General features: G+C 73.6%; 19 protein-coding genes and 3 pseudogenes. 15 read left to right on the top strand and 7 right to left on the bottom strand.

All coding sequences use genetic code 11. The features are described 5' to 3' along the window. From mshB to E3Z34_RS12755, 10 genes and pseudogenes are all read left to right on the top strand, one after another. Window positions 1–969: an N-acetyl-1-D-myo-inositol-2-amino-2-deoxy-alpha-D-glucopyranoside deacetylase gene (gene mshB, locus E3Z34_RS12795; RefSeq protein ID WP_238695163.1), complete on the top strand. Its 969-nt coding sequence runs from the start codon at window positions 1–3 to the stop codon at window positions 967–969. Window positions 970–1,031: 62 nt separating this feature from the next. Continuing rightward, a pseudogene (locus E3Z34_RS19525) lies at window positions 1,032–1,172 on the top strand (flavin reductase); the annotation flags it as partial. A 76-nt stretch (window positions 1,173–1,248) separates the two neighbouring features. After that, window positions 1,249–1,488 (top strand): flavin reductase family protein, encoded by a 240-nt coding sequence (locus E3Z34_RS19520; RefSeq protein ID WP_338043811.1) that lies wholly within the window; start codon window positions 1,249–1,251, stop codon window positions 1,486–1,488. Between the two features lie 77 nt (window positions 1,489–1,565). Next, window positions 1,566–3,413 carry a VanW family protein gene (locus E3Z34_RS12785; protein ID WP_134773916.1) on the top strand — a complete coding sequence of 616 codons (1,848 nt, stop codon included), beginning with the start codon at window positions 1,566–1,568 and terminating at the stop codon, window positions 3,411–3,413. A gap of 90 nt (window positions 3,414–3,503) precedes the next feature. After that, window positions 3,504–3,830 (top strand): ferredoxin, encoded by a 327-nt coding sequence (fdxA, locus tag E3Z34_RS12780; RefSeq protein WP_134773915.1) that lies wholly within the window; start codon window positions 3,504–3,506, stop codon window positions 3,828–3,830. Window positions 3,831–3,870: 40 nt separating this feature from the next. Beyond that, window positions 3,871–5,172 carry a citrate synthase gene (locus tag E3Z34_RS12775; protein ID WP_134773914.1) on the top strand — a complete coding sequence of 434 codons (1,302 nt, stop codon included), beginning with the start codon at window positions 3,871–3,873 and terminating at the stop codon, window positions 5,170–5,172. Window positions 5,173–5,263: 91 nt separating this feature from the next. Further along, complete coding sequence (locus E3Z34_RS12770) at window positions 5,264–6,064, top strand: LOG family protein (RefSeq protein WP_134773913.1); 801 nt, start codon at window positions 5,264–5,266, stop codon at window positions 6,062–6,064. Next, entirely contained in the window at window positions 6,061–6,408 is a 348-nt protein-coding gene (locus E3Z34_RS12765) for a DivIVA domain-containing protein (RefSeq protein WP_158288681.1), read from the top strand. The genes E3Z34_RS12770 and E3Z34_RS12765 overlap by 4 nt, the downstream gene beginning before the upstream one ends. After that, window positions 6,405–7,046, top strand: coding sequence for a DNA-3-methyladenine glycosylase I (locus E3Z34_RS12760; RefSeq protein ID WP_134773911.1), 642 nt, complete (start codon window positions 6,405–6,407; stop codon window positions 7,044–7,046). The genes E3Z34_RS12765 and E3Z34_RS12760 overlap by 4 nt, the downstream gene beginning before the upstream one ends. Further along, entirely contained in the window at window positions 7,043–8,302 is a 1,260-nt protein-coding gene (locus tag E3Z34_RS12755; RefSeq protein WP_238695162.1) for a hypothetical protein, read from the top strand. Before E3Z34_RS12760 ends, E3Z34_RS12755 begins: the two co-directional genes overlap by 4 nt. A 41-nt stretch (window positions 8,303–8,343) precedes the next feature. Here E3Z34_RS12755 and E3Z34_RS12750 read toward each other — a convergent pair whose 3' ends face one another. After that, window positions 8,344–9,141, bottom strand: a complete 798-nt coding sequence (locus E3Z34_RS12750; protein ID WP_134773910.1) for an enoyl-CoA hydratase/isomerase family protein — start codon at window positions 9,139–9,141, stop codon at window positions 8,344–8,346. Between the two features lie 9 nt (window positions 9,142–9,150). Next, a complete protein-coding gene (locus E3Z34_RS12745; protein WP_134773909.1) occupies window positions 9,151–9,981 on the bottom strand; it encodes a PaaX family transcriptional regulator in 831 nt (276 codons plus the stop codon). 132 nt (window positions 9,982–10,113) lie between these two features. Between E3Z34_RS12745 and E3Z34_RS12740 the strand changes: the two genes are divergently transcribed. Beyond that, window positions 10,114–10,281 carry a DUF3117 domain-containing protein gene (locus E3Z34_RS12740; protein WP_131105430.1) on the top strand — a complete coding sequence of 56 codons (168 nt, stop codon included), beginning with the start codon at window positions 10,114–10,116 and terminating at the stop codon, window positions 10,279–10,281. Between the two features lie 67 nt (window positions 10,282–10,348). Here E3Z34_RS12740 and E3Z34_RS12735 read toward each other — a convergent pair whose 3' ends face one another. Further along, complete coding sequence (locus E3Z34_RS12735; protein ID WP_134773908.1) at window positions 10,349–10,981, bottom strand: O-methyltransferase; 633 nt, start codon at window positions 10,979–10,981, stop codon at window positions 10,349–10,351. A 65-nt stretch (window positions 10,982–11,046) separates the two neighbouring features. On the opposite strand from E3Z34_RS12735, the gene sigE reads away from it, so the two are divergent. Genes sigE through E3Z34_RS12720 form a run of 3 tightly spaced genes read left to right on the top strand, consistent with a single transcriptional unit; the run spans window position 11,047 to window position 13,332 of the window. Next, on the top strand, window positions 11,047–11,631 hold the full coding sequence (gene sigE / locus E3Z34_RS12730; RefSeq protein WP_134773907.1) for an RNA polymerase sigma factor SigE: 585 nt from the start codon (window positions 11,047–11,049) through the stop codon (window positions 11,629–11,631). Window positions 11,632–11,674: 43 nt separating this feature from the next. Further along, a complete protein-coding gene (locus E3Z34_RS12725) occupies window positions 11,675–12,868 on the top strand; it encodes a S1C family serine protease (RefSeq protein WP_134773906.1) in 1,194 nt (397 codons plus the stop codon). 53 nt (window positions 12,869–12,921) lie between these two features. After that, on the top strand, window positions 12,922–13,332 hold the full coding sequence (locus tag E3Z34_RS12720) for a twin-arginine translocase TatA/TatE family subunit (RefSeq protein WP_134773905.1): 411 nt from the start codon (window positions 12,922–12,924) through the stop codon (window positions 13,330–13,332). A gap of 4 nt (window positions 13,333–13,336) precedes the next feature. On the opposite strand, the gene E3Z34_RS12715 is transcribed toward E3Z34_RS12720, so the two are convergent. From E3Z34_RS12715 to E3Z34_RS12705, 3 genes and pseudogenes are all read right to left on the bottom strand, one after another. Further along, window positions 13,337–14,479 carry an Mrp/NBP35 family ATP-binding protein gene (locus tag E3Z34_RS12715; RefSeq protein WP_134773904.1) on the bottom strand — a complete coding sequence of 381 codons (1,143 nt, stop codon included), beginning with the start codon at window positions 14,477–14,479 and terminating at the stop codon, window positions 13,337–13,339. 72 nt (window positions 14,480–14,551) lie between these two features. Continuing rightward, window positions 14,552–15,136: a DUF1003 domain-containing protein gene (locus E3Z34_RS12710; protein WP_134773903.1), complete on the bottom strand. Its 585-nt coding sequence runs from the start codon at window positions 15,134–15,136 to the stop codon at window positions 14,552–14,554. Next, window positions 15,129–16,429 (bottom strand): annotated as a pseudogene (locus E3Z34_RS12705) (magnesium transporter MgtE N-terminal domain-containing protein). Before E3Z34_RS12705 ends, E3Z34_RS12710 begins: the two are co-directional and overlap by 8 nt. 380 nt (window positions 16,430–16,809) lie before the next feature. Between E3Z34_RS12705 and E3Z34_RS12700 the strand changes: the two are divergent. Continuing rightward, window positions 16,810–17,304, top strand: coding sequence for a YflT domain-containing protein (locus tag E3Z34_RS12700; protein ID WP_134773902.1), 495 nt, complete (start codon window positions 16,810–16,812; stop codon window positions 17,302–17,304). 9 nt (window positions 17,305–17,313) lie between these two features. Here the strand turns inward: E3Z34_RS12700 and E3Z34_RS12695 are convergent. Continuing rightward, window positions 17,314–18,825, bottom strand: a pseudogene (locus E3Z34_RS12695) (aminopeptidase P family protein). Window positions 18,826–18,865 lie beyond the last annotated feature (40 nt).

Here is an 18,865-nt window from a genome sequence, read left to right as displayed (position 1 = left end):
GTGGTCGGGACGAGCGCGCGCGGGCGCGACGTGACCGGGTCCGCCGGGGGCAGGTCCAGTGGGACCGGGTCGCGCCCGGCGCGGCCCGGCCTGCGCGACGGCCTGACGATCCCGGACCGGCGGCCGCTGCGTCTGGTCGCCGTCCACGCCCACCCCGACGACGAGACGCTGGCCACCGGGGTCGCGCTGGCCCACCACGTCGAGGCCGGCGACGAGGTGCACGTCGTCACCTGCACGCTGGGGGAGGAGGGCGAGGTGATCACGCCCGGGCTCGCCCACCTGGAGGGGACCGAGGCCCTGGCAGGCCACCGCCGCGGTGAGCTGGCCGCGGCGACCGCCGCGCTCGGCGTGCACCACCACTTCCTCGGCGGGACGGTGCCGCGCTGGCGGGACAGCGGCATGGCCGGGTCACGGGCCGCCGGCCACCCCCGCGCGTTCGCCGCGGCGCCGGTGGCGGAGGCCGCGGCCGTCCTGGCCGGGCTGCTCGCGGACCTCGACCCCGACGTGGTGATCACCTACGACCCGTGGGGTGGTTACGGGCATCCCGACCACGTGCAGGCCCACCGGGTCACCGCCGCCGCCGTGGAGCTGCTGGGAGGCGGCACGGCCCTCTTCGTCGCCCTCACCCCGCGTTCCTGGGCGGAGGAGGACCGGAGCTGGCTGCGTCAGCACGTGGCCCCCGGCACGGTCGGCCCGGCCGGCGGCGTGGCCACGGTCCCTGCGCCGGACGCGCCCTACCCCCCGAGCGTGGTCGACGACGCACTGGTCACCCACGCGGTGCTGGACCCGGCCGCCCGGGACCGGCAGGTGCGGGCGCTGCGGGAGCACCCCACCCAGGTGACCGTGCACGACGGCTGGTACGCCCTGTCCAACGACGTCGCTGCCCGGCTGTCCGGTCGGGAGGGCTACGCCCGGTGGCCCGACGTCCGCGAGCAGCTCGTCCACGCCCAGGGGGTGCCCGCACCGTGAGCACCGGCAGCGAGCGGGCGGACGACCCGCCCGAGGTGGACCCCGCGGCCTACCGGCAGGCGATGGGTCGGTTCGCCTCCGGCGTCGCCGTCGCCTCGTCCCGCCTCCGCGGCCAGGACGTCGCCATGACGGTCGACTCGCTGACCAGCATCTCCCTCGACCCGCTCCTGCTGCTGGTGAGCCTGCACGCCGAGGCCCGGGTGCTGGAGGGGGTCCAGGAGGGTGGGCCGCTGGGCATCAGCGTGCTGACCGCCCGGCAGCGGGGGGGTCGCGACCTGGCTGGCCGAGCACGGCCGCCCCCTCCACGGGCAGCTGGCCAACGTCCCGCACGCCCCGGGCCCCGTCACGGGCGTCGCCCTCGTCGACGGGGCCCTGGCCACCTTCGAGTGCCGACCCTGGTCGCTGCAGGAGGCGGGCGACCACGTCCTGGTGCTCGGTGAGGTCGTCGGGCTGCGGGCGTTTCCCACGGAGGAACCCGCCCTCGTGCACTACCGTGGGCGGTTCGAGGAGCTGCGCTGACGGGCCGGCAGGGACGCTCGGGTCCGGGTGCCGTCGAGGCCGCGCCCCAGCACCGGAAGGACGAGGAAGGACTGCCGATGACCGATGCCGCGGGTCGCTCGTCCGGGCTGCCGGAGGAGCCGCGCGCCGGCACCGGCTGGGGGTCGGCCCTGCTCCGGATGGTGGTCGCCGTCCTCGTCCTGGGCGCCGCCTACGTGCTCGTCGCGTTCTACTTCCAGGACCGCCCGCCCGCCGGTCTGAGCGTCGCCGGGGTCGACGTCGGGGGACTCACCCGGGAGGCCGCCACCGCGGAGCTGGCCCGCGAGCTCGCTGGGCGCACGAGCGATCCCCTTCTCGTGGTGGTCGCCCCGACCCCCGCCGACGACCGGGAGCAGCAGGAGGAGGAGGCCGCACCGTCCCGCCTGGAGCTCGTGCCGGAGCAGGCCGGTCTGGGTCTGGACCTGGAGGCCACGCTCGACGGCACCACCGGGCTGTCCTTCGACCCGCGGGTGCTCTGGTCGCACGTCGCCGGGACGCCGCGCGAGCTGCCCGTCATCGGGTCCGTGGACCGTCCGGGCCTGGAGGCTGCGCTCGCGGCGCTCGCCGAGGACTACGACACCGATCCGGTCGAGGGGGAGGTCAGCCTCACCGACGAGGGGGTGCAGGTCGTCGACTCGCTCGAGGGTCGCCGGCTGGACGTCGCGACGACGGCCGAGGAGGTGGCCGGGGCCTGGGCCGACCAGGTCTGGGACGAGCAGGAGTCCGCACCCCGGGAGCGGGAGGTGACCGGCGCCGCCACGAGCGTGCCGCCGCTGCTGACGGCCGCGGAGATCGACCGGTTCACGGGCGAGGAGCTGGAGCCTGCGCTGGCGGAGCCGGTCCTGGTGACCGCGACGCGGGGCGAGGGGGAGGACGAGCGGAGCGCCACCGCGGAGCTGGGGGAGCGTGACCTGCGCGAGCTGCTCGACGTCGAGGTGGGGCCGGACCACACCCTGTCCCTGACCCTGGACGGGGAGGCGCTCGTCAGCCGGGTCCGCCAGGACCTGGGGCAGCTGGAGGCCGGTCCCCGCGACGCCACCGTCCGGCTCGACGGCGACCGGGTGGAGATCGTGCCCTCGCGCGTCGGGCACGCCGTGGAGACCGACGGGCTCGCCGAGGCGGTGGAGGCGGCGCTCGCGGCCGAGGGGGAGGGGCGCACGGTCGAGGTCGAGGTCACCACCGTGGAGCCGGAGATCCCCACGTCCGTGGCGCAGGGCTGGTCCTTCAGCCCCATGGCCACCTTCTCCTCCGTCTTCCCCACCTACCCCGGCAACGAGGCCAGGACCGCCAACCTCACGGCCGGCGCCGCCAACATCGACGGCACGGTGGTCATGCCGGGCGAGCAGTTCAGCCTGGCCGCCGCCCTCGGCGAGATCAGCGAGGAGAGCGGGTATGTCGAGGCGCCGGTCATCATCGACGGCCGCCTCGTGCAGGGCCTCGGCGGGGGCCTGTCGCAGATCTCCACGGTGGTCTTTAATGCCGCCTGGTTCTCCGGGGTGCAGCTGGACGCCCACACCCCGCACTCCTTCTACATCCCCCGCTACCCCGCCGGGCGGGAGGCGACGATCGCGGTCCCGGTCATCGACAACCTGTGGACCAACGACACGAGCACGCCCATCGTGGTGCGCTCGTGGGTGGAGGGCGACACCCTGAACGCGACCTTCCTCGGGCAGCGGCAGTACGACGTGCAGACCTACGACGGGGAGCGCCGGGACGTCACGACCGAGGAGGCGGCCGAGGACGACAGCCCCGACTGCGTGCCGCAGACCCCCCAGGACGGCTTCACCATCACCAACGTGCGCATCCTGCTCCAGGGCGGCGTCGAGGTGGGGCGGGACGAGTTCACCACCACCTACAAGCCGTCGGACGAGATCACCTGCACGCACCCCGAGGCCCAGGGTCCCTGACCGGGCCGACCTGCGCGGGCGGCCGGACGGGCCGGTCCGCCCGCCCCACCCGGTGCGGACGATCGCCCCGCTGGCGCATACTCTGTGCTCATGACGTACGTGATCGCCCAGCCCTGTGTGGACCTCAAGGACAAGGCCTGCATCGAGGAGTGTCCGGTCGACTGCATCTACGAGGGTGAGCGCTCGCTCTACATCCACCCCGACGAGTGCGTCGACTGCGGTGCCTGCGAGCCGGTGTGCCCGGTGGAGGCGATCTACTACGAGGACGACGTCCCGGAGGAGTGGGCGGAGTACTACAAGGCGAACGTCGAGTTCTTCGATGACCTCGGCAGCCCCGGTGGCGCCGCCAAGATGGGCATGATCCCCAAGGACCACCCCATCGTGGCCGCGCTGCCACCGCAGTCGCACGACGAGTGATCCGCCCGCCCGCCCCCCACATCCCCGGAGGACCCAGCTGATGACAGACACGAACCAGACCGCCGCTGCCACCCTCACGCACAAGGACACCGAGCTGTCCCTGCCGGTGGTCCCTGCCGTCGAGGGCAACGACGGCCTGGACATCAGCTCCCTGCTGAAGTCCACGGGGGACGTCACCCTCGATGTGGGCTTCGTCAACACCGCCTCCTGCTCCTCGGAGATCACCTACATCGACGGCGACGCCGGGATCCTGCGCTACCGCGGCTACCCCATCGAGCAGCTGGCCGAGCACTCGACCTTCCTGGAGACCAGCTACCTGCTCATCCACGGGGAGCTGCCCTCGGCGACCGAGCTCGAGGAGTTCGACCAGACGTTGCGGCGGCACACCCTGCTCGTGGAGGACATGAAGCAGTTCTTCGACGGCTTCCACCGCGACGCCCACCCGATGTCCGTCCTGGCCTCCGCGGTCTCCGCGCTCGGCACCTTCTACCAGGACAACCTCAACCCGCATGACGCCGCGGCGCGCGACCTGAGCACGGTCCGGCTCATGGCCAAGCTGCCCACCATCGCCTCCTACGCCTTCCGCAAGAGCCAGGGCAAGTCGCTGCTCTACCCCAACAACGACTACAACCTGGTCGAGAACTTCCTGTGGATGACCTTCGGTCAGCCCACGGAGGACTTCGAGCTCGACCCGGCCGTGGCCCGCGCCCTGGACCAGCTGTTCATCCTGCACGCCGACCACGAGCAGAACTGCTCGACCTCGACCGTGCGCCTCGTGGGCTCCTCCGAGGCCAACATGTTCGCGGCCATCTCGGCCGGGATCCACGCGCTCTCCGGCCCGCTGCACGGCGGCGCCAACAGCGCCGTCCTGGCCATGCTGGAGAAGATCCGGGCCGAGGGCGGTGACGTCAAGGAGTTCGTCCGCAAGGTCAAGGACAAGGAGGACGGCGTCAAGCTCATGGGCTTCGGCCACCGGGTCTACAAGAACTACGACCCGCGTGCGGCCATCGTCAAGAAGACGGCCCACGAGATGTTCGAGAAGGCCGGCTCCAACGAGCTGCTCGAGCTGGCGATGCAGCTCGAGGAGCACGCCCTCGAGGACGACTACTTCGTGGAGCGCAAGCTCTACCCCAACGTCGACTTCTACACCGGCCTCATCTACGAGTCGCTGGGCTTCCCCTCCGACATGTTCACGGTGCTCTTCGCGCTGGGCCGGCTGCCGGGATGGATCGCGCAGTACCGCGAGATGATCACCGACCCCGTGACCAAGATCGGCCGGCCGCGTCAGATCTACACCGGCTCCGAGGCCCGCGACTACACCCCCGTCGCCCAGCGCGCCTGAGACCGGGCGGCAGGGCCGGACACCCGGGACGGCCAGGGGTCCCGGCCCCTGGCCGTTCGGCGTTCCCGGCACCCTCACGTAAGGTCGCCCCGTGAGCCGACCCACCCACCACCAGGGCCCCGTCACCCTCCGCGGGGCGCAGGTCCCGCGCACCACGACCGACCAGCGGCTCCTGGACCGGCGCGGTCCGAGCGACTGGGTGCACTCCGACCCCTGGCGGGTCATGCGCATCCAGGCCGAGTTCGTCGAGGGCTTCGGCGCGCTGGCCGAGCTCGGTCCGGCCGTCTCGGTCTTCGGCTCGGCACGCACGGCGCCCGGCCACCCGGTCTACGCCCAGGCCGAGGCGGTGGGCCGCGCCCTGGTGGAGAGTGGGTACGCCGTGATCACCGGCGGCGGGCCGGGTGTGATGGAGGCCGCCAACAAGGGCGCCGCCGAGGCGGGCGGGGTGTCGGTGGGCCTGGGGATCGAGCTGCCCTTCGAGAGCGGGCTGAACCCGCACGTCACGCTCGGGATCGACTTCCGCTACTTCTTCGTGCGCAAGACGATGTTCGTCAAGTACGCCGAGGGATTCGTGGTGCTGCCCGGTGGGGTCGGCACCCTGGACGAGCTCTTCGAGGCGGTCACCCTCATCCAGACCGGGAAGATCACCCACTTCCCCATCGCCCTGCTCGGACGGGACTTCTGGGGCCCGTTGCTCGGCTGGGTGAGGGAGACGCTGGTGGCCGAGGGGATGATCGGACCCGACGACGTCGACCTGCTGCGGGTCACCGACGACGTGGAGGAGGCGGTCGCCTGGATCCGCGCGCACCGCGAGGCGAGGGCGGGGGAGGGTCCAGGCCCGGTGGGTCGGGCTTCGTCCGGCGAGGACCACGTGCGAGGATCGGAGCCGTGATCATCCTCGGTGTGGCGCTCGCCGTGCTGCTGCTCGGTGCCGTCGCGGCCTGGGCCGTGGCGCGCCTCGACGTGCCCGGTGTGGCCGCCCCGGTCGGCACCCAGTCGGCGCAGCCGCTGGCCGAGGGCCCCGTCGGTGCCGACCAGGTGCACGACCTCCGGTTCGACCAGGCCGTCCGCGGCTACCGGATGGAGCAGGTCGACCTGGCCCTGGCCCGGCTCGCCGACGAGCTGTCCGCACGGGACGCGGAGATCGCGCGCCTGCGGCAGGAGCCGGGGCCGGACGTCCCCCCGGGGACCGCTCCCTCCCCGCGCGTCGGGAGCGTGGGAGGAGGCGGTCGATGACGAGCACCACCCCGCACCACCCCGACCTGGTGGTGGGCCCGGACGGTGTCGCCCGGTGCGCCTGGCCCGGCCTGGCCCACGCCGACTACCGCGACTACCACGACCGCGAGTGGGGCAAGCCGGTGCACGGCGAGGCGGCCCTGTTCGAGCGGCTGTGCCTGGAGGGGTTCCAGGCGGGCCTGTCCTGGCTCGTCATCCTGCGCAAGCGGCCGGCCTTCCGGCAGGCCTTCGCCGGCTTCGACCCCGAGTCGGTGGCCGAGTTCACGCTCGCCGACGTCGAGCGCCTCGTGGAGGACGAGTCCATCGTCCGCAACCGTCGCAAGATCGAGGCGACGATCCAGAACGCCCGGGCCACCCTGGCGCTGCGCGACGCGGGCGGCCTGGAGGAGCTCCTCTGGACGCACGCGCCCGACCCCACCCCCCGTCCGCACCGTTTCACCGACGTCCCGAGCCAGACCCCGGAGTCCGAGCTGCTCTCCAAGCGGCTGCGCAAGGCAGGCTTCGTGCAGGTCGGACCCACCACCATGTATGCCGCGATGCAGGCGTGCGGTCTGGTCGACGACCACCTGGTCGGCTGCTTCCGCGCGGGGGCCTCGCGGTCCGGCGCGAGGGTGGCCGGCGTCCGCCTCACCTCATGACGGCCCCCGCCGTCACCGCTCGCCCCCGCCCGTCCGCCCCCGCCGCCCGTCGGGTGCTCGACGGTCGGTTCGTGCTCGCGGTCCTGCTGCTGTGGACCCTCCTGCGTGCCGTGAGCGCGGTCATCCTGCAGCAGCTGGCCTCCCACCACCAGGACCCGGTGGTCTACGACGAGCCCGACGTGCCCGTGTACTTCCAGTTCGCGACGCTCTGGGACGGGCAGTGGTACGAGCGGATCGCGACGCAGGGGTACCCCCAGGAGCTCCCCACCGGCCCCGACGGGCAGGTCCGGCAGAACCCCTGGGCCTTCTACCCGATCTTCCCGATGCTCGCCCGGGGGGTCATGGCCCTCACGGGGTGGCCGTTCTCGGTCGCCGGCACCCTGGTCGCCGTCGTCCTGGGGTATGCCGCCGCGGTGCTGGTCGCCGGCCTGCTGCGGGAGAAGGTCGGCACCGCGGCGGCCCTCGGCGGCGTCGCGCTGCTGGGGAGCTTCCCCAGCTCGCCGACCTTCCAGGTCGCCTACACCGAGTCGCTGGCCCTGCTGCTCCTGGCCGCCGTGCTGTGGCTGCTCGTGCGTGAGCGATGGTTCGCCGCGGGCGCGGTGGCGCTGCTGACGGGGCTCGCGCGTCCGGTCGCGCTCCCGCTCGGGCTGGTGGCGCTGGTGTGCGTGGTCGCGCGCTGGCGTCGGCGGCGGAGCGACCCGCTCCGGCCCGCAGAGACGGCCGGCATGCTCGCCTCCCTGGTCGGCTGCGGCCTGGCCGGGCTGGTGTGGCCGGCCATCGCCTGGTGGCGCACCGGCGTGCCCGACGCCTACACCCTCACCATGTCGGCGTGGCGGAACGGCGAGGAGGTCCGGCCCTTCCTGCCCTCGATCGAGCGGGCCCAGTGGCTGTGGGGGGACGTCACCGGCCCCGTCGTGCTGGCCCTGTCGTTGCTGCTGCTGGTCGCCGCCGTGGTCGGACCGTGGGCAGCCGGTCTGGGCACCGCGATGCGCACCTGGTGCCTGGGCTACGCCCTCTACCTCTTCGCGGCCCTCGACCCGTGGACGAGCATCTACCGCTACCTCATGCTGCTGTTCCCGCTCTACGTGCTCATGGTCGGGGGCGGCTGGCGGCCCGGCACCAGGCCCGGCGGTGACCAGCCCGGATGGCTGCTCACGACGCGCACGGTGGTGCTCGCCGCCCTGATGATCGCCTGGCAGGTGTGGTGGAGCTGGTACCTCTTCATGTTCGTGCCCCCGAGCGACTACCCGCCGTGACCGGGAGGGGGCACACGCCCCCTGTCCCGGCCTGACCGAGGTCACCGACCGGTGAACCTCGGGCGCTCCTTGGCGAGGAAGGCGTCGACCGCGATGCGGTGGTCCTGGCTGGTCCCCGTCCGGGTCATCAGCTCCTCCTCCAGGTCCAGGGCGTCGGCCAGACCGTGCCCGGCCGCGAAGGCCACGGCGCGCCGGACCGACCCGTAGGCGGCGGTGGGACCCTCGGCCAGCGACCGGGCCACCTCCGCGACCCGGTCGGCGAGCTGGTCCGCCGGCACGACCTCCGTGGCCAGGCCCAGCTCCAGGCACTCCTGCGCGCGGACGGTGCGGGGGAAGAGCAGCAGCTCCTTGGCCTTGGCCGTCCCAACCAGCCGGGGGAGGGACCAGGACGTCCCGGAGTCGCAGGACAGGGCGATCCCGGTGAAGGCGAGGTTGACCCCGGCCGTGTCGGCCAGGTAGCGCAGGTCGGCGGCGAAGGCGAACGCGGCCCCCGCCCCCGCCGCCACGCCGTTGAGCGCGGCCACGACGGGCTTGTCCATCGTCGCGATGAGCTCGACGACCGGGTTGTAGTGCTCGGCCACCGTCCGCCACAGGGCCTCGGCGTCCTCGGCGAGCAGCCCGATGTGCTCCTTGAGGTCCTGACCGACGCAGAAGGCACGACCGGTGCCGGTGAGCACCACGCACCGCACCTCGGGGTCGGCGGCGACGTCGCGCAGGGCGGCGAGCAGCGCCTCCTTGGTCGCCACGTCGAGGGCGTTCATGGCCTCGGGACGGTTGAACGTCACGGTGGCCACACCCGCGGCACGGTCGACGAGGACGGGGTCGGTCTCAGGGCTCATGGGGCGAATCTAGTCCAGCCGCGCAGAGGTGGCGGAGGAGCTCCGCCCTGGCGCCGGGGCGGAGGCGGCGAGGGTGAGCTCGACGAAGCGGTCCGCGGCCGGCGCGAGGGTCGCCGCCGTGGCGAGGAAGACCTGGCGGGCCCGGTGCCCGGCCCAGTCGGAGGGCAGGACCGCGGCCGGCAGGTCAGGGTCCAGGAAGAGGAACCGGCGCCACTCGTGCACCAGGCGGGTGCGGGCCGCGTAGGCGCTCCTCGCGTCGGCGGCACCCTCGTCCGCCGCCCGGACCCCCAGGTCCTCGAAGCGGGCGTAGGCGGAACCCAGCGAGGACAGGTCCCACACCTGGGCCGCCAGGGCGGGAGCCTCGGACGGGGCGTCCAGGGCGCCGTGGACGGCGGTCCACCGGGCCCCGAGCCGGTCCAGCGAGGCCGCGAGCTCCGGGCTGGGCCGGGGACTCACCCACGTGCCACCACCCAGCCGGCCGTACCCCAGGTAGGACAGGGTGGTGCCCACCTGGTCCCGCCGCCGGCGCTCCCCGCCCGCGTCGACGTGGACGACGTGCCACCGGCCGTCCCAGGGGCCCGGACCGGCCGCGTAGACGCGGGCGTGGGCCAGGTCCCAGCGGTCCTGCGCCGCCGCGCTCGCGGCATACCCGCGCCCGGCGGCCCGGGGGTCGGCCGTCAGCCAGCCCTGGGCCACCAGGCGGCTGATCGCGGTCCGTGCCGCGGGCGGACGGACGCCCACGGTGGCCGACAGCGCCACCACCGCCGACACCGGGGCCCACCACCCGCGTCGGCGCAGGTGGTCGCCGTAGAGGTCGACGACGGCGGAGCGGGCGTGCACGTGCCCAGTCTGCCCGAGCCGGCTCTACCCGATTGTGCGAGCACCCCCCGGGTGGGGGATAATTGCGGGAGTTACGCCTGCCACGACCGTGGCAGGAAGCGGTCTTGGCCGCGCCACACGGAAGGGCAACCCATGGCAGCAATGAAGCCTCGCACCGGTGACGGTCCGCTGGAAGTCACCAAGGAAGGGCGCGGCATCGTCCTGCGCATGCCGCTCGAGGGTGGTGGACGTCTCGTCGTCGAGATGAACGCCGAGGAGGCGGGCGCCCTGGGCGACGCTATCAAGGAGTGCCTCGGCTGAGCGAGGTGCCTCCCTCGTGCGCGAAGCCCCCCTGGCCGTCGGCCCGGGGGGCTTCTCGCGTCCCGGGTCAGCGACGGACGGCGAGGAGCAGCCCGTCACCGGTCGGCAGCAGCGCCGGGACGAGGCGGTCGTCGTCGCGCAGCTCCTTGCCCAGGTCGCGCAGCAGCGTCGTCGTCTCGTCGCGGGCCGCGGGGTCGGCGACGCGGTCGTGCCACAGCATGTTGTCCAGCGCCAGGACGCCACCGGGACGCAGGAGACGCACGGCCTCGCGGACGTAGACGGGGTAGGACTCCTTGTCCGCGTCCACGACGACCATGTCGTAGGCGCCGTCGGTGAGCCGCCCCAGCACCGACGCGGCGTCCCCGCTGATCACCCTGGTCCGCTGGGTGGGGATGCCCGCCGCGGCGTAGGCCTCCCGCGCCGCGCGCTGGTGCTCGGGGTCCGCGTCGATCGTGGTGAGGATGCCGTCGCGGGGCATCCCCTGCAACAGCCAGAGGCCCGAGCTGCCCGCCCCCGTGCCCACCTCGACCACGTGCCGGGCCGAGATGGCGGCGGCGAGCATCCGCAGCACCGCGCCGGCGCCGTTGCCCACCGGCGAGGCGCCCAGCTCCTCGCCGCGGCGCTGGGCCTGCTCGATGACGGGGTGCGGGGTGATGAAGTCCTCGGCGTAGGACAGCGAGGAGGCCTTGGGTGCTGGCATGTCGTCAGCCTATCGCCCTGCCGCGGCCCAGCCTGCTCCCAGTCAGACCTGCCAGGGTGGTCGCCATGACCGAGCAGGAGTGGGTCCCGCCCACGTGGGAGGAGATCGTCCGGGAGCACTCGCCGCGCGTCTACCGGCTCGCCTACCGGCTCACCGGGGACCCGCACGAGGCCGAGGACCTCACCCAGGACGTCTTCGTGCGCGTCTTCCGCTCGATCGACAGCTACCGTCCCGGCACGTTCGAGGGGTGGCTGCACCGCATCACCACCAACCTCTTCCTGGACAAGATGCGCCGCCGCCAGCGGATCCGGTTCGACGCCCTCACCGACGAGCTCGCCGCCCGGCTCCCGCTGCGGGCCCCCTGGAGCGATCCCGAGGCGGTCTACGCGATGACGCACCTGGACCAGGACGTCCAGGACGCGCTCGCAGCCCTGCCGCCGCAGTTCCGCGCCGCCGTCGTGCTGGCCGACATCGAGGGCTACTCCTACCAGGAGGTCGCGCAGACCCTCGGGGTGAAGATGGGGACCGTCCGCTCCCGGATCCACCGTGGCCGGGCCATGCTGCGCTCCTCGCTCGAGCACCGGCGCCCGCAGCCCCGGCCCACCGGGGCCTCCGCCCCGATGCGCCGGCCCTCGCCCGTCCTCGGGTGACCGGTGGCACCCCACCTGCCCCGGCTTGGCAGAATCTGACCCCATGACCGATCCCACCCAGGGCCTGCCCCTCGACCGCACCGAGCCCGTGCCGTGGTCGTCCCCCGCGCCCCCGCCGACCACGACGCGGGCCGGCCGCCGACCGCGGATGCTGCCGGTCGTCGCCGCCGCCGGGCTGGCCGGCCTGCTGGGTGGCCTGGGGGGCGGGGTGCTGGCCCAGCAGCTCACCGCCGAGGAGCCGCAGGCCCCGGTGGTGCGGGAGGCGACCCCCGTGGTCGCGCCGGCGGCCGCGGAGGGTCAGGCGTCCATCCCGGCGTTGTCCCGCGCGGTCCTGCCCAGCGTCGCGCTGATCTCGGTCGGCGAGGACGGGGCCACCGGGCAGGGTTCGGGGTTCGTCATCCGCGCCGACGGCTACGTCCTCACCAACCACCACGTCATCGACGCGGCCGGCGAGGGGGAGCAGGTCACCGTCCAGCTGCCGGGCCACGAGCCGCTGCCTGCCGAGGTCGTCGGCTCCGACGCCGCCTACGACATCGCGGTCCTCAAGGTGGACCGCACCGACCTGGTCCCCCTGACCTTCGCGGACTCCGACCAGGTGCAGGTGGGCCAGAGCGTCATCGCGGTCGGGGCCCCCCTCGGTCTGGACAACACGGTGACCAGCGGGATCGTCTCCGCGCTGGACCGTCCGGTCGTGGCCGGCAACGACCCGGCGAGCCTGAGCTACATCAACGCCATCCAGACCGACGCGGCCATCAACCCCGGCAACTCCGGCGGGCCGCTGCTGGACCTGGCGGGTCAGGTGGTGGGGGTCAACTCCGCCATCGCCCAGCTGCCCTCGGGCACCTTCGGGGGGCCGGCGGGGAGCATCGGCCTGGGGTTCGCGATCCCGGCGGAGCAGGCCGAGCGCACGGCGACCCAGCTCATCGAGACCGGCGCGAGCCAGCACCCCGTCATGGGGGTGCACATCGACCTCGAGTACACCGGGGACGGCGCCCGCGTCCTGACGGACGCCCGCAACGGCGCCTCGCCGGTCATCCCGGGCGGGCCCGCGGAGCAGGCCGGGGTGCGGCCGGGCGACGTCATCGTGTCCGTCGACGACACCCGGATCCGCGACTCGAGGCAGCTGCTCGTCGTCCTGCGGTCCTACGCCGTCGGGGACACCGTGGAGATGGTCCTGCGCGATCGTTCCGGCGCGGAGCGCACGGTGAGCATCACCCTGGCCGGGTCCGGCGACTAGGTAGGCTGGGCCCGAACGGCCCGCCACGGGTCGACCGGGCCGACAGGAGCAGGATGATCGGGACGCTGCACGGGTGGGAGATCGTCCTACTCGTCCTCGCCGCGGTCGTCATCCTCGGTCCCTCGAGGTTGCCCGAGTACGCCGCCCGGCTGGCGCACGGCGTGCGCTGGCTCCGGGACCTCGCCGAGGGCGCCAAGGGGCAGATCAAGGAGGAGCTCGGCCCGGGCTTCGAGGACGTCGACTGGCGTCAGCTCGACCCGCGGCAGTACGACCCGCGCCGGATCGTGCGGGAGGCCCTCGCGACGCCACCCTCCTCCACCTCGTCCTCGCCGGGCGGAGGGGCAGGTGGCCCGGCCGCCCGGCAGGACGCCCGCGGCGGTCGGGTGGACCGGGGGCCGGTGGGCAGCCGGGTGCGCTGGCACGACCCCGACCTGCCGACGCCCTTCGACGTCGACGCCACCTGACCGGTCAGCGCTGCAGGGTAGGGGTGATGCCGAGCTTGCGTCCGGCCAGGCCGCGGCCGCGCCGCGCGAGCTGACGGGCGACCCCTCGCAACGCCGTCGCCGCGGGGGAGTCTGGTGCGGCCACGACCACGGGACGGCCGGTGTCGCCCCCCTCGCGCAGCTGCATGTCCAGCGGCACCTGACCCAGCAGGGTCACGGGGGCGCCGGTCGCCCGCGACAGGGAGTCGACAACGGTCTGACCGCCGCCGGCGCCGAAGAGCTCCTGCCGGCTGCCGTCCGGCAGCTCCAGCCAGGACATGTTCTCGATGACCCCGGCGATCCGCTGATGGGTCTGCAGCGCGATCGACCCGGCCCGCTCGGCCACCTCGGCCGCGGCCTGCTGGGGCGTGGTCACGACGATCAGCTCGCTGCTGGGGAGCAGCTGGGCGACGCTGATCGCGATGTCGCCCGTGCCGGGCGGCAGGTCCAGCAGCAGCACGTCCAGGTCACCCCAGTAGACGTCCCCGAGGAACTGCTGGATGGCCCGGTGCAGCATGGGGCCCCGCCAGACGACCGGCTGGTTGCCGGGGACGAACATCCCGATGGAGATGACCTTCACCCCGCTCGGCTCGGCGATCGGCGGCAGGATCATGTCGTCGACCTGGGTCGGGGGCTGGGTCACCCCGAGCATCCGCGGGACGGAGAAGCCGTAGATGTCCGCGTCCACGACGCCGACCCGCAGGCCCTCCTCGGCGAGCGCCACCGCGAGGTTGACGGTGACCGAGGACTTGCCGACACCGCCCTTGCCGGAGGCCACGGCATACACCGTGGTCAGGGAGTCCGGCCGCGCGAAGGGGATCTCGCGCTCGGCCTGGCCCCCGCGCAGCTGGTTGCGCAGGGCGCCTCGCTGCTCGTCGCTCATCACGCCGAGCCGGACGTCGACCCCCGTCACCCCGGGGACGCCCGAGACGGCCGCCGTGACGTCGCGGGTGATGGTGTCCTTCATGGGACAGCCGGCGACCGTGAGCAGGACCGTCACCTGGACGTGTCCGTCCTGCGTCGTGTCGACGGCCTCGACCATCCCGAGCTCGGTGATCGGCTTGCGGATTTCCGGGTCGTTGACGGTGGCGAGGGCAGCGTGCAGGGACTCGGTGCTGGGGGCGGGCATGAGGTCCATCGTAGGTCGGCCCGGCGGGTGCTTCGCCCGCCCCCGGCTGACCGGGTCGGCGGGACGCGAGACCTACGGGGTGCGCGGGCCGCCCTCGCCCGGGCGCTCCCGCTGCGCGGGCTCCCGTCCGTCCCGCTCCTCCAGCTCCTGCAGCAGGTCCCGCAGCTCGGAGCGCAGGAAGTCACGGGTGGCGACCTCGCGCATCGCGATCCTCAGGGCTGCCACCTCCCGGGTGAGGAACTCGGTGTCGGCGAGGTTCTGCTCGTCGCGGGCCCGGTCCTGCTCCATCTGGACCTTGTCGCGGTCGTCCTGCCGGTTGGTCGCGAGCAGGATGAGCGGCGCGGCGTAGGAGGCCTGCAGGCTCAGCATGAGCGTCAGGAAGATGTAGGGGAAGGGGTCGAAGGCGAGGGCGTCGGTCGTCAGGGCGTTCCAGAGGATCCACACCAGCACGAACACCGTCATCCAGACCAGGAAGCGTGCGGTGCCCATGAACCGGGCGAAGCGCTCGGCGAAGGCGCCGAAGCTCTCCGGGTCCATCCTCGTCTGGGGCATCAGCCGGGTGCGCTTGGCCATCGGCTGGTCCAGGCCCTGCTGCCCGGCCGGCGGGTCGGTGCGGCGCGCCCCGCGCCGACGGGCCGGTCCTGCGTGCTCAGACATGGGTGGCCTCTCCCTCGCGTCCCCGCTCCTCGCGCCAGTCGTCCGGGAGGATGTGGTCCAGGACGTCGTCCACCGTGACGGCCCCCAGGAGCCGGCCGGCCTCGTCGGTGACCGGGAGCGCGACCAGGTTGTAGGTGGCCAGGGCCCGGGTGACCTCGCCGAGCAGGGCCTGCGGGCGGACGGGGTCGACGTCGGCGTCCAGGACGGAGCCCAGCGGCTGGTGGGGGGGCTCGCGCAGCAGCCGCTGGAGGTGGACGCTGCCGAGCAGGCGACCGGTCGGGGTCTCGTGCGGAGGCCGGGTGACGTAGACCATGGAGGCGGTCGCGGGGTGCAGCTCCTCCCGGCGGACCATGGCCAGCGCCTCGGCGATGCTGGCCTCCGGGCCGAGGATCACCGGCTCGGTCGTCATCAGGCCGCCGGCGGTGTCCTCGTCGTAGGTGAGGAGCCGGCGGATGTCGGCGGCCTCGTCCGGCTCCATGAGCTGCAGGAGCCGCTCCTGCGCCTCCTCGGGCAGGTCCGAGATGAGGTCGGTGGCGTCGTCGGGCTGCATCGCCTCCAGGATGTCGGCGGCGCGCTCGGAGGGGAGCCGGGTGAGGATCCCGAGCCGGTCGTCGTCGGGCAGCTCCTCCAGGACGTCGGCCAGCGTCTCGTCGTCGAGGGCGTCGGCCACCTCGGAGCGCCGCTTGGGGGACAGGTCCTGGATCGCCTCCGCCAGGTCCTGGGGCTTGAGGTTCTCGTAGGCCTCGAGCAGGGCGGTCGCCGCCTGCGCCGGCCCGGCCTCGTGGAGGCCCTGCACGTCGTGGACGTCGACCAGGACGGTCTCGCCGCGGCGACGCCCCAGGAGGGCCTGCCGGCGCGGCGGGGCACCGTCCCGGCCCTTGCGCACGAAGACGCTGCTGAGCCGCCAGTCGCCGCTGCGCTGCAGCTCCATGGCGACGTCCTCCACGACGGCGAGGAAGCCGTCCTCACCGTCGCGCACCGAGACCTGCCGGTCGAAGAGCTCGCCGACGACCAGCGTCTCTCCGGGACGCTGCTCGAAGCGGCGCATGTTGACCAGACCCGTGGTGATCACCTGTCCGGCGTCGATGGAGGTCACCCGGGTGATCGGGACGAAGACGCGGCGTCGACCGGGCACCTCCACGACGATCCCGATGACCGGGGGCCCGCGCCGGGCCCTCCGGTGCGTGCGGAGAGGGTGACGACCACGTCGCGGACCCGCCCCACCTCGTCACCGAGGGGGTCGAAGACGCTCAGCCCGTTGAGGCGAGCGACGAAGACACGGCGGGAGCTCACCCCGGCAGGATAGCGAGGGCCGCGACCGGCTCCGCCCCGCCGTGCCGCCCCGGGGGAATACCGGGCGTCACCAGGGCGTATCATGAAGGTGAAGAGTCATCTATCTTCACCCCGCAAGGCCGCGGGCCCCGTTTCCACCCAGGCCAGAAAGGACCACCCCACCACCATGGGCCCCACGATCGTCTACGTCCCCTCCGCCGGACGTGCCTTCCGCCACACCCTCGCCGAGGACGTCGCGAAGCGCCCCGTGCGCGCACGCCGTCGTTTCCTGCGTCGCTGACCCGACGCAGCACCGCCTCAGACCCCCGCGCCGATCCGGCCCGGGGGTCTCTTGCTGCAGCGGGGCGCGTGAGGTCGCGGCCCGGGGGCCGGCTGGCACAATGGGGCGCGTGAGCCAACCTGCCTCTCGCCGCGGGCCGTTCGGTCCCTCCCTCACCCTCGACTACCCCATGAGCCTGGGCGTCTTCGACCGGTACGAGGATGCCCAGGCGGCCGTCGACCACCTGTCGGACCGCCAGTTCCCCGTGGAGCACTGCCTCATCGTGGGGACCGAGCTCAAGGCGCTGGAGCGGGTCACCGGTCGCTTGACCACGGGCCGTGCGGCCCTGGGCGGGGCGCTGTCGGGCGTGTGGCTCGGTCTGTTCGTGGGCCTGGTCTTCGCCCTCTTCGCCCGGCCGAGCGACGCCCTCATGACGGTGCTCTGGTCCTCGCTGTTCGGCGCCTTCTTCGGCCTGGTCTGGGCGCTCATCGGGTATGCCTTCACCCGGGGCCGGCGCGACTTCACCTCGGTGCGGCAGGTGGTGGCGACCCGGTTCGAGGTGCTCACCGAGCACAAGTACGCGGAGCAGGCGCGAGAGCTGCTCGACCAGCGCTGAGGAGCGGGGTCAGCCCCGGCGCCCGGCGGCGCGGACCCACGCCCCACGTCGTCGGCGGTCCGCGGCAGCATGTCCGAGAGGTTGCGCGCGCCGTCGGCCGTGATGACGACGTCGTCCTCGATCCTCACGCCGATCCCGCGCAGCTCCTCGGGGACGCGGAGGTCGTCGGACTTGAAGTACAGGCCCGGCTCGACCGTCAGGACCATCCCCTCGCGCAGCTCCGCGTCGAGGTAGTCCTCCCGCAGGGCCAGGGCGCAGTCGTGGACGTCGATGCGAGGTGGTGGCTCGTGCCGTGCACCATCCACGGCGGTGGAACTGCCCCTCCTCCGCGTCCAGGGTCTGCTCGAGCGTGACCCCCTCGGGCAGCAGGCCCCACTCCAGCAGGCGACGGGCGATGACCTCGATCGCGGCGGCGTGGATGTCCTTGAACCGCTGACCCGGCCGGGCCGCCGCGATCCCGGCCTCCTGGGCCTCGAGCACGACGTCGTAGACCCGCCGCTGGGCGGGGGAGAAGGTCCCGGAGACGGGGATCGTCCGGGTCACGTCGGCCGTGTAGAGCGAGTCGGTCTCGACGCCGGCGTCGAGCAGCAGCAGCTCGCCCTCCCGGATCTCACCCGTGTTGCGGATCCAGTGCAGCGTCGTCGCGTGCTCGCCGGAGGCGCAGATCGAGTCGTAGCCGACGCCGTTGCCGGCGTGGCGGGCGTGGAGCCCGAAGACCCCCTCGACCCAGCGCTCGCCGCGACCGCGGCGGACCGCCTCGGGGAGCTGCTCGACGACGGCGTCGAAGGCGGTGGCGGTCGCCGCGACCGCCTCCTCCATCTGACGCACCTCCCACTCGTCCTTGACCAACCGGCTGGTGGACAGGGTGCGGGCCAGGGCCAGGTCCTGCTCCTCGGCGGTCCGCACCGCCTCCTGCCCGGTGAGACCGCCCTGCTCGCGCACACGGTCCACGAGCTGGGTGGTCTCCCGGTCCGCGTCGCGCACGACCCGCAGCGACAGCCCGCCCGGTCCGACGTCCTTGGCCAGGGCCCCCTCCAGCTCGGACAGGTGACGCGTGCTCACCCCCAGCTCGGCCGCGGCGGAGGCCAGGGTGGGACGGGTGCCGACCCAGAACTCACCCACCCGGGAGTCGGCGAAGAACTCCTCGCTGTCGCGGTCGGCGAGGGGCAGGAAGTACAGGACGGACTCGTGGCCCGGGCCCTCCTGCGCCGGCTCGAGGACCAGCACGGCGTCCGGCTCCCGGTCGGCACCCAGTCCCGTCAGGTGGGCGAACGCGCTGTGGGGACGGAAGACGTAGTCGGTGTCGTTGGAACGGATCTTCAGGCCACCGGCCGGCACCACCAGACGCTCGCCGGGGAAGGCGGCGGAGAGCGCCTCCCGCCGGGCTGCGGCATACCGGGCCGCCTCCGTGAGCTCGGGCAACGCCGGGTCGCGGGGGGCCCAGTCCTCGCGCATGAAGGCCATGAAGGCGGCTCCGGCGGGTCGGCTGCGGTGCTCGGCCTTGTGCTGCTTCTCGCTCATCCGGCCCATGGTAGGCGGTGCCGCGCCGGCCCCCGCACCC

It is taken from the genome of Ornithinimicrobium flavum (assembly GCF_004526345.1).
GTDB lineage: Bacteria > Actinomycetota > Actinomycetes > Actinomycetales > Dermatophilaceae > Ornithinicoccus > Ornithinicoccus flavus.
The sequence above is the reverse complement of the archived record's forward strand: the minus strand, read 5'-3'. Positions and strand labels throughout refer to the sequence as shown.

Bases quoted from the DNA above. Each gene is read 5' to 3' on its own strand.
- E3Z34_RS12760 (WP_134773911.1), top strand. From the start codon at position 6,405: ATGACGAGCACCACCCCGCACCACCCCGACCTGGTGGTGGGCCCGGAC.
- E3Z34_RS12715 (WP_134773904.1), bottom strand. From the start codon at position 14,479: ATGCCCGCCCCCAGCACCGAGTCCCTGCACGCTGCCCTCGCCACCGTC.
- E3Z34_RS12785 (WP_134773916.1), top strand. From the start codon at position 1,566: ATGACCGATGCCGCGGGTCGCTCGTCCGGGCTGCCGGAGGAGCCGCGC.
- sigE (WP_134773907.1), top strand. From the start codon at position 11,047: ATGACCGAGCAGGAGTGGGTCCCGCCCACGTGGGAGGAGATCGTCCGG.
- E3Z34_RS12750 (WP_134773910.1), bottom strand. From the start codon at position 9,141: ATGAGCCCTGAGACCGACCCCGTCCTCGTCGACCGTGCCGCGGGTGTG.
- E3Z34_RS12725 (WP_134773906.1), top strand. From the start codon at position 11,675: ATGACCGATCCCACCCAGGGCCTGCCCCTCGACCGCACCGAGCCCGTG.
- E3Z34_RS12755 (WP_238695162.1), top strand. From the start codon at position 7,043: ATGACGGCCCCCGCCGTCACCGCTCGCCCCCGCCCGTCCGCCCCCGCC.
- E3Z34_RS12700 (WP_134773902.1), top strand. From the start codon at position 16,810: ATGGGGCGCGTGAGCCAACCTGCCTCTCGCCGCGGGCCGTTCGGTCCC.
- E3Z34_RS12775 (WP_134773914.1), top strand. From the start codon at position 3,871: ATGACAGACACGAACCAGACCGCCGCTGCCACCCTCACGCACAAGGAC.
- E3Z34_RS12735 (WP_134773908.1), bottom strand. From the start codon at position 10,981: ATGCCAGCACCCAAGGCCTCCTCGCTGTCCTACGCCGAGGACTTCATC.
- E3Z34_RS12720 (WP_134773905.1), top strand. From the start codon at position 12,922: ATGATCGGGACGCTGCACGGGTGGGAGATCGTCCTACTCGTCCTCGCC.
- fdxA (WP_134773915.1), top strand. From the start codon at position 3,504: ATGACGTACGTGATCGCCCAGCCCTGTGTGGACCTCAAGGACAAGGCC.
- E3Z34_RS12740 (WP_131105430.1), top strand. From the start codon at position 10,114: ATGGCAGCAATGAAGCCTCGCACCGGTGACGGTCCGCTGGAAGTCACC.
- E3Z34_RS12710 (WP_134773903.1), bottom strand. From the start codon at position 15,136: ATGTCTGAGCACGCAGGACCGGCCCGTCGGCGCGGGGCGCGCCGCACC.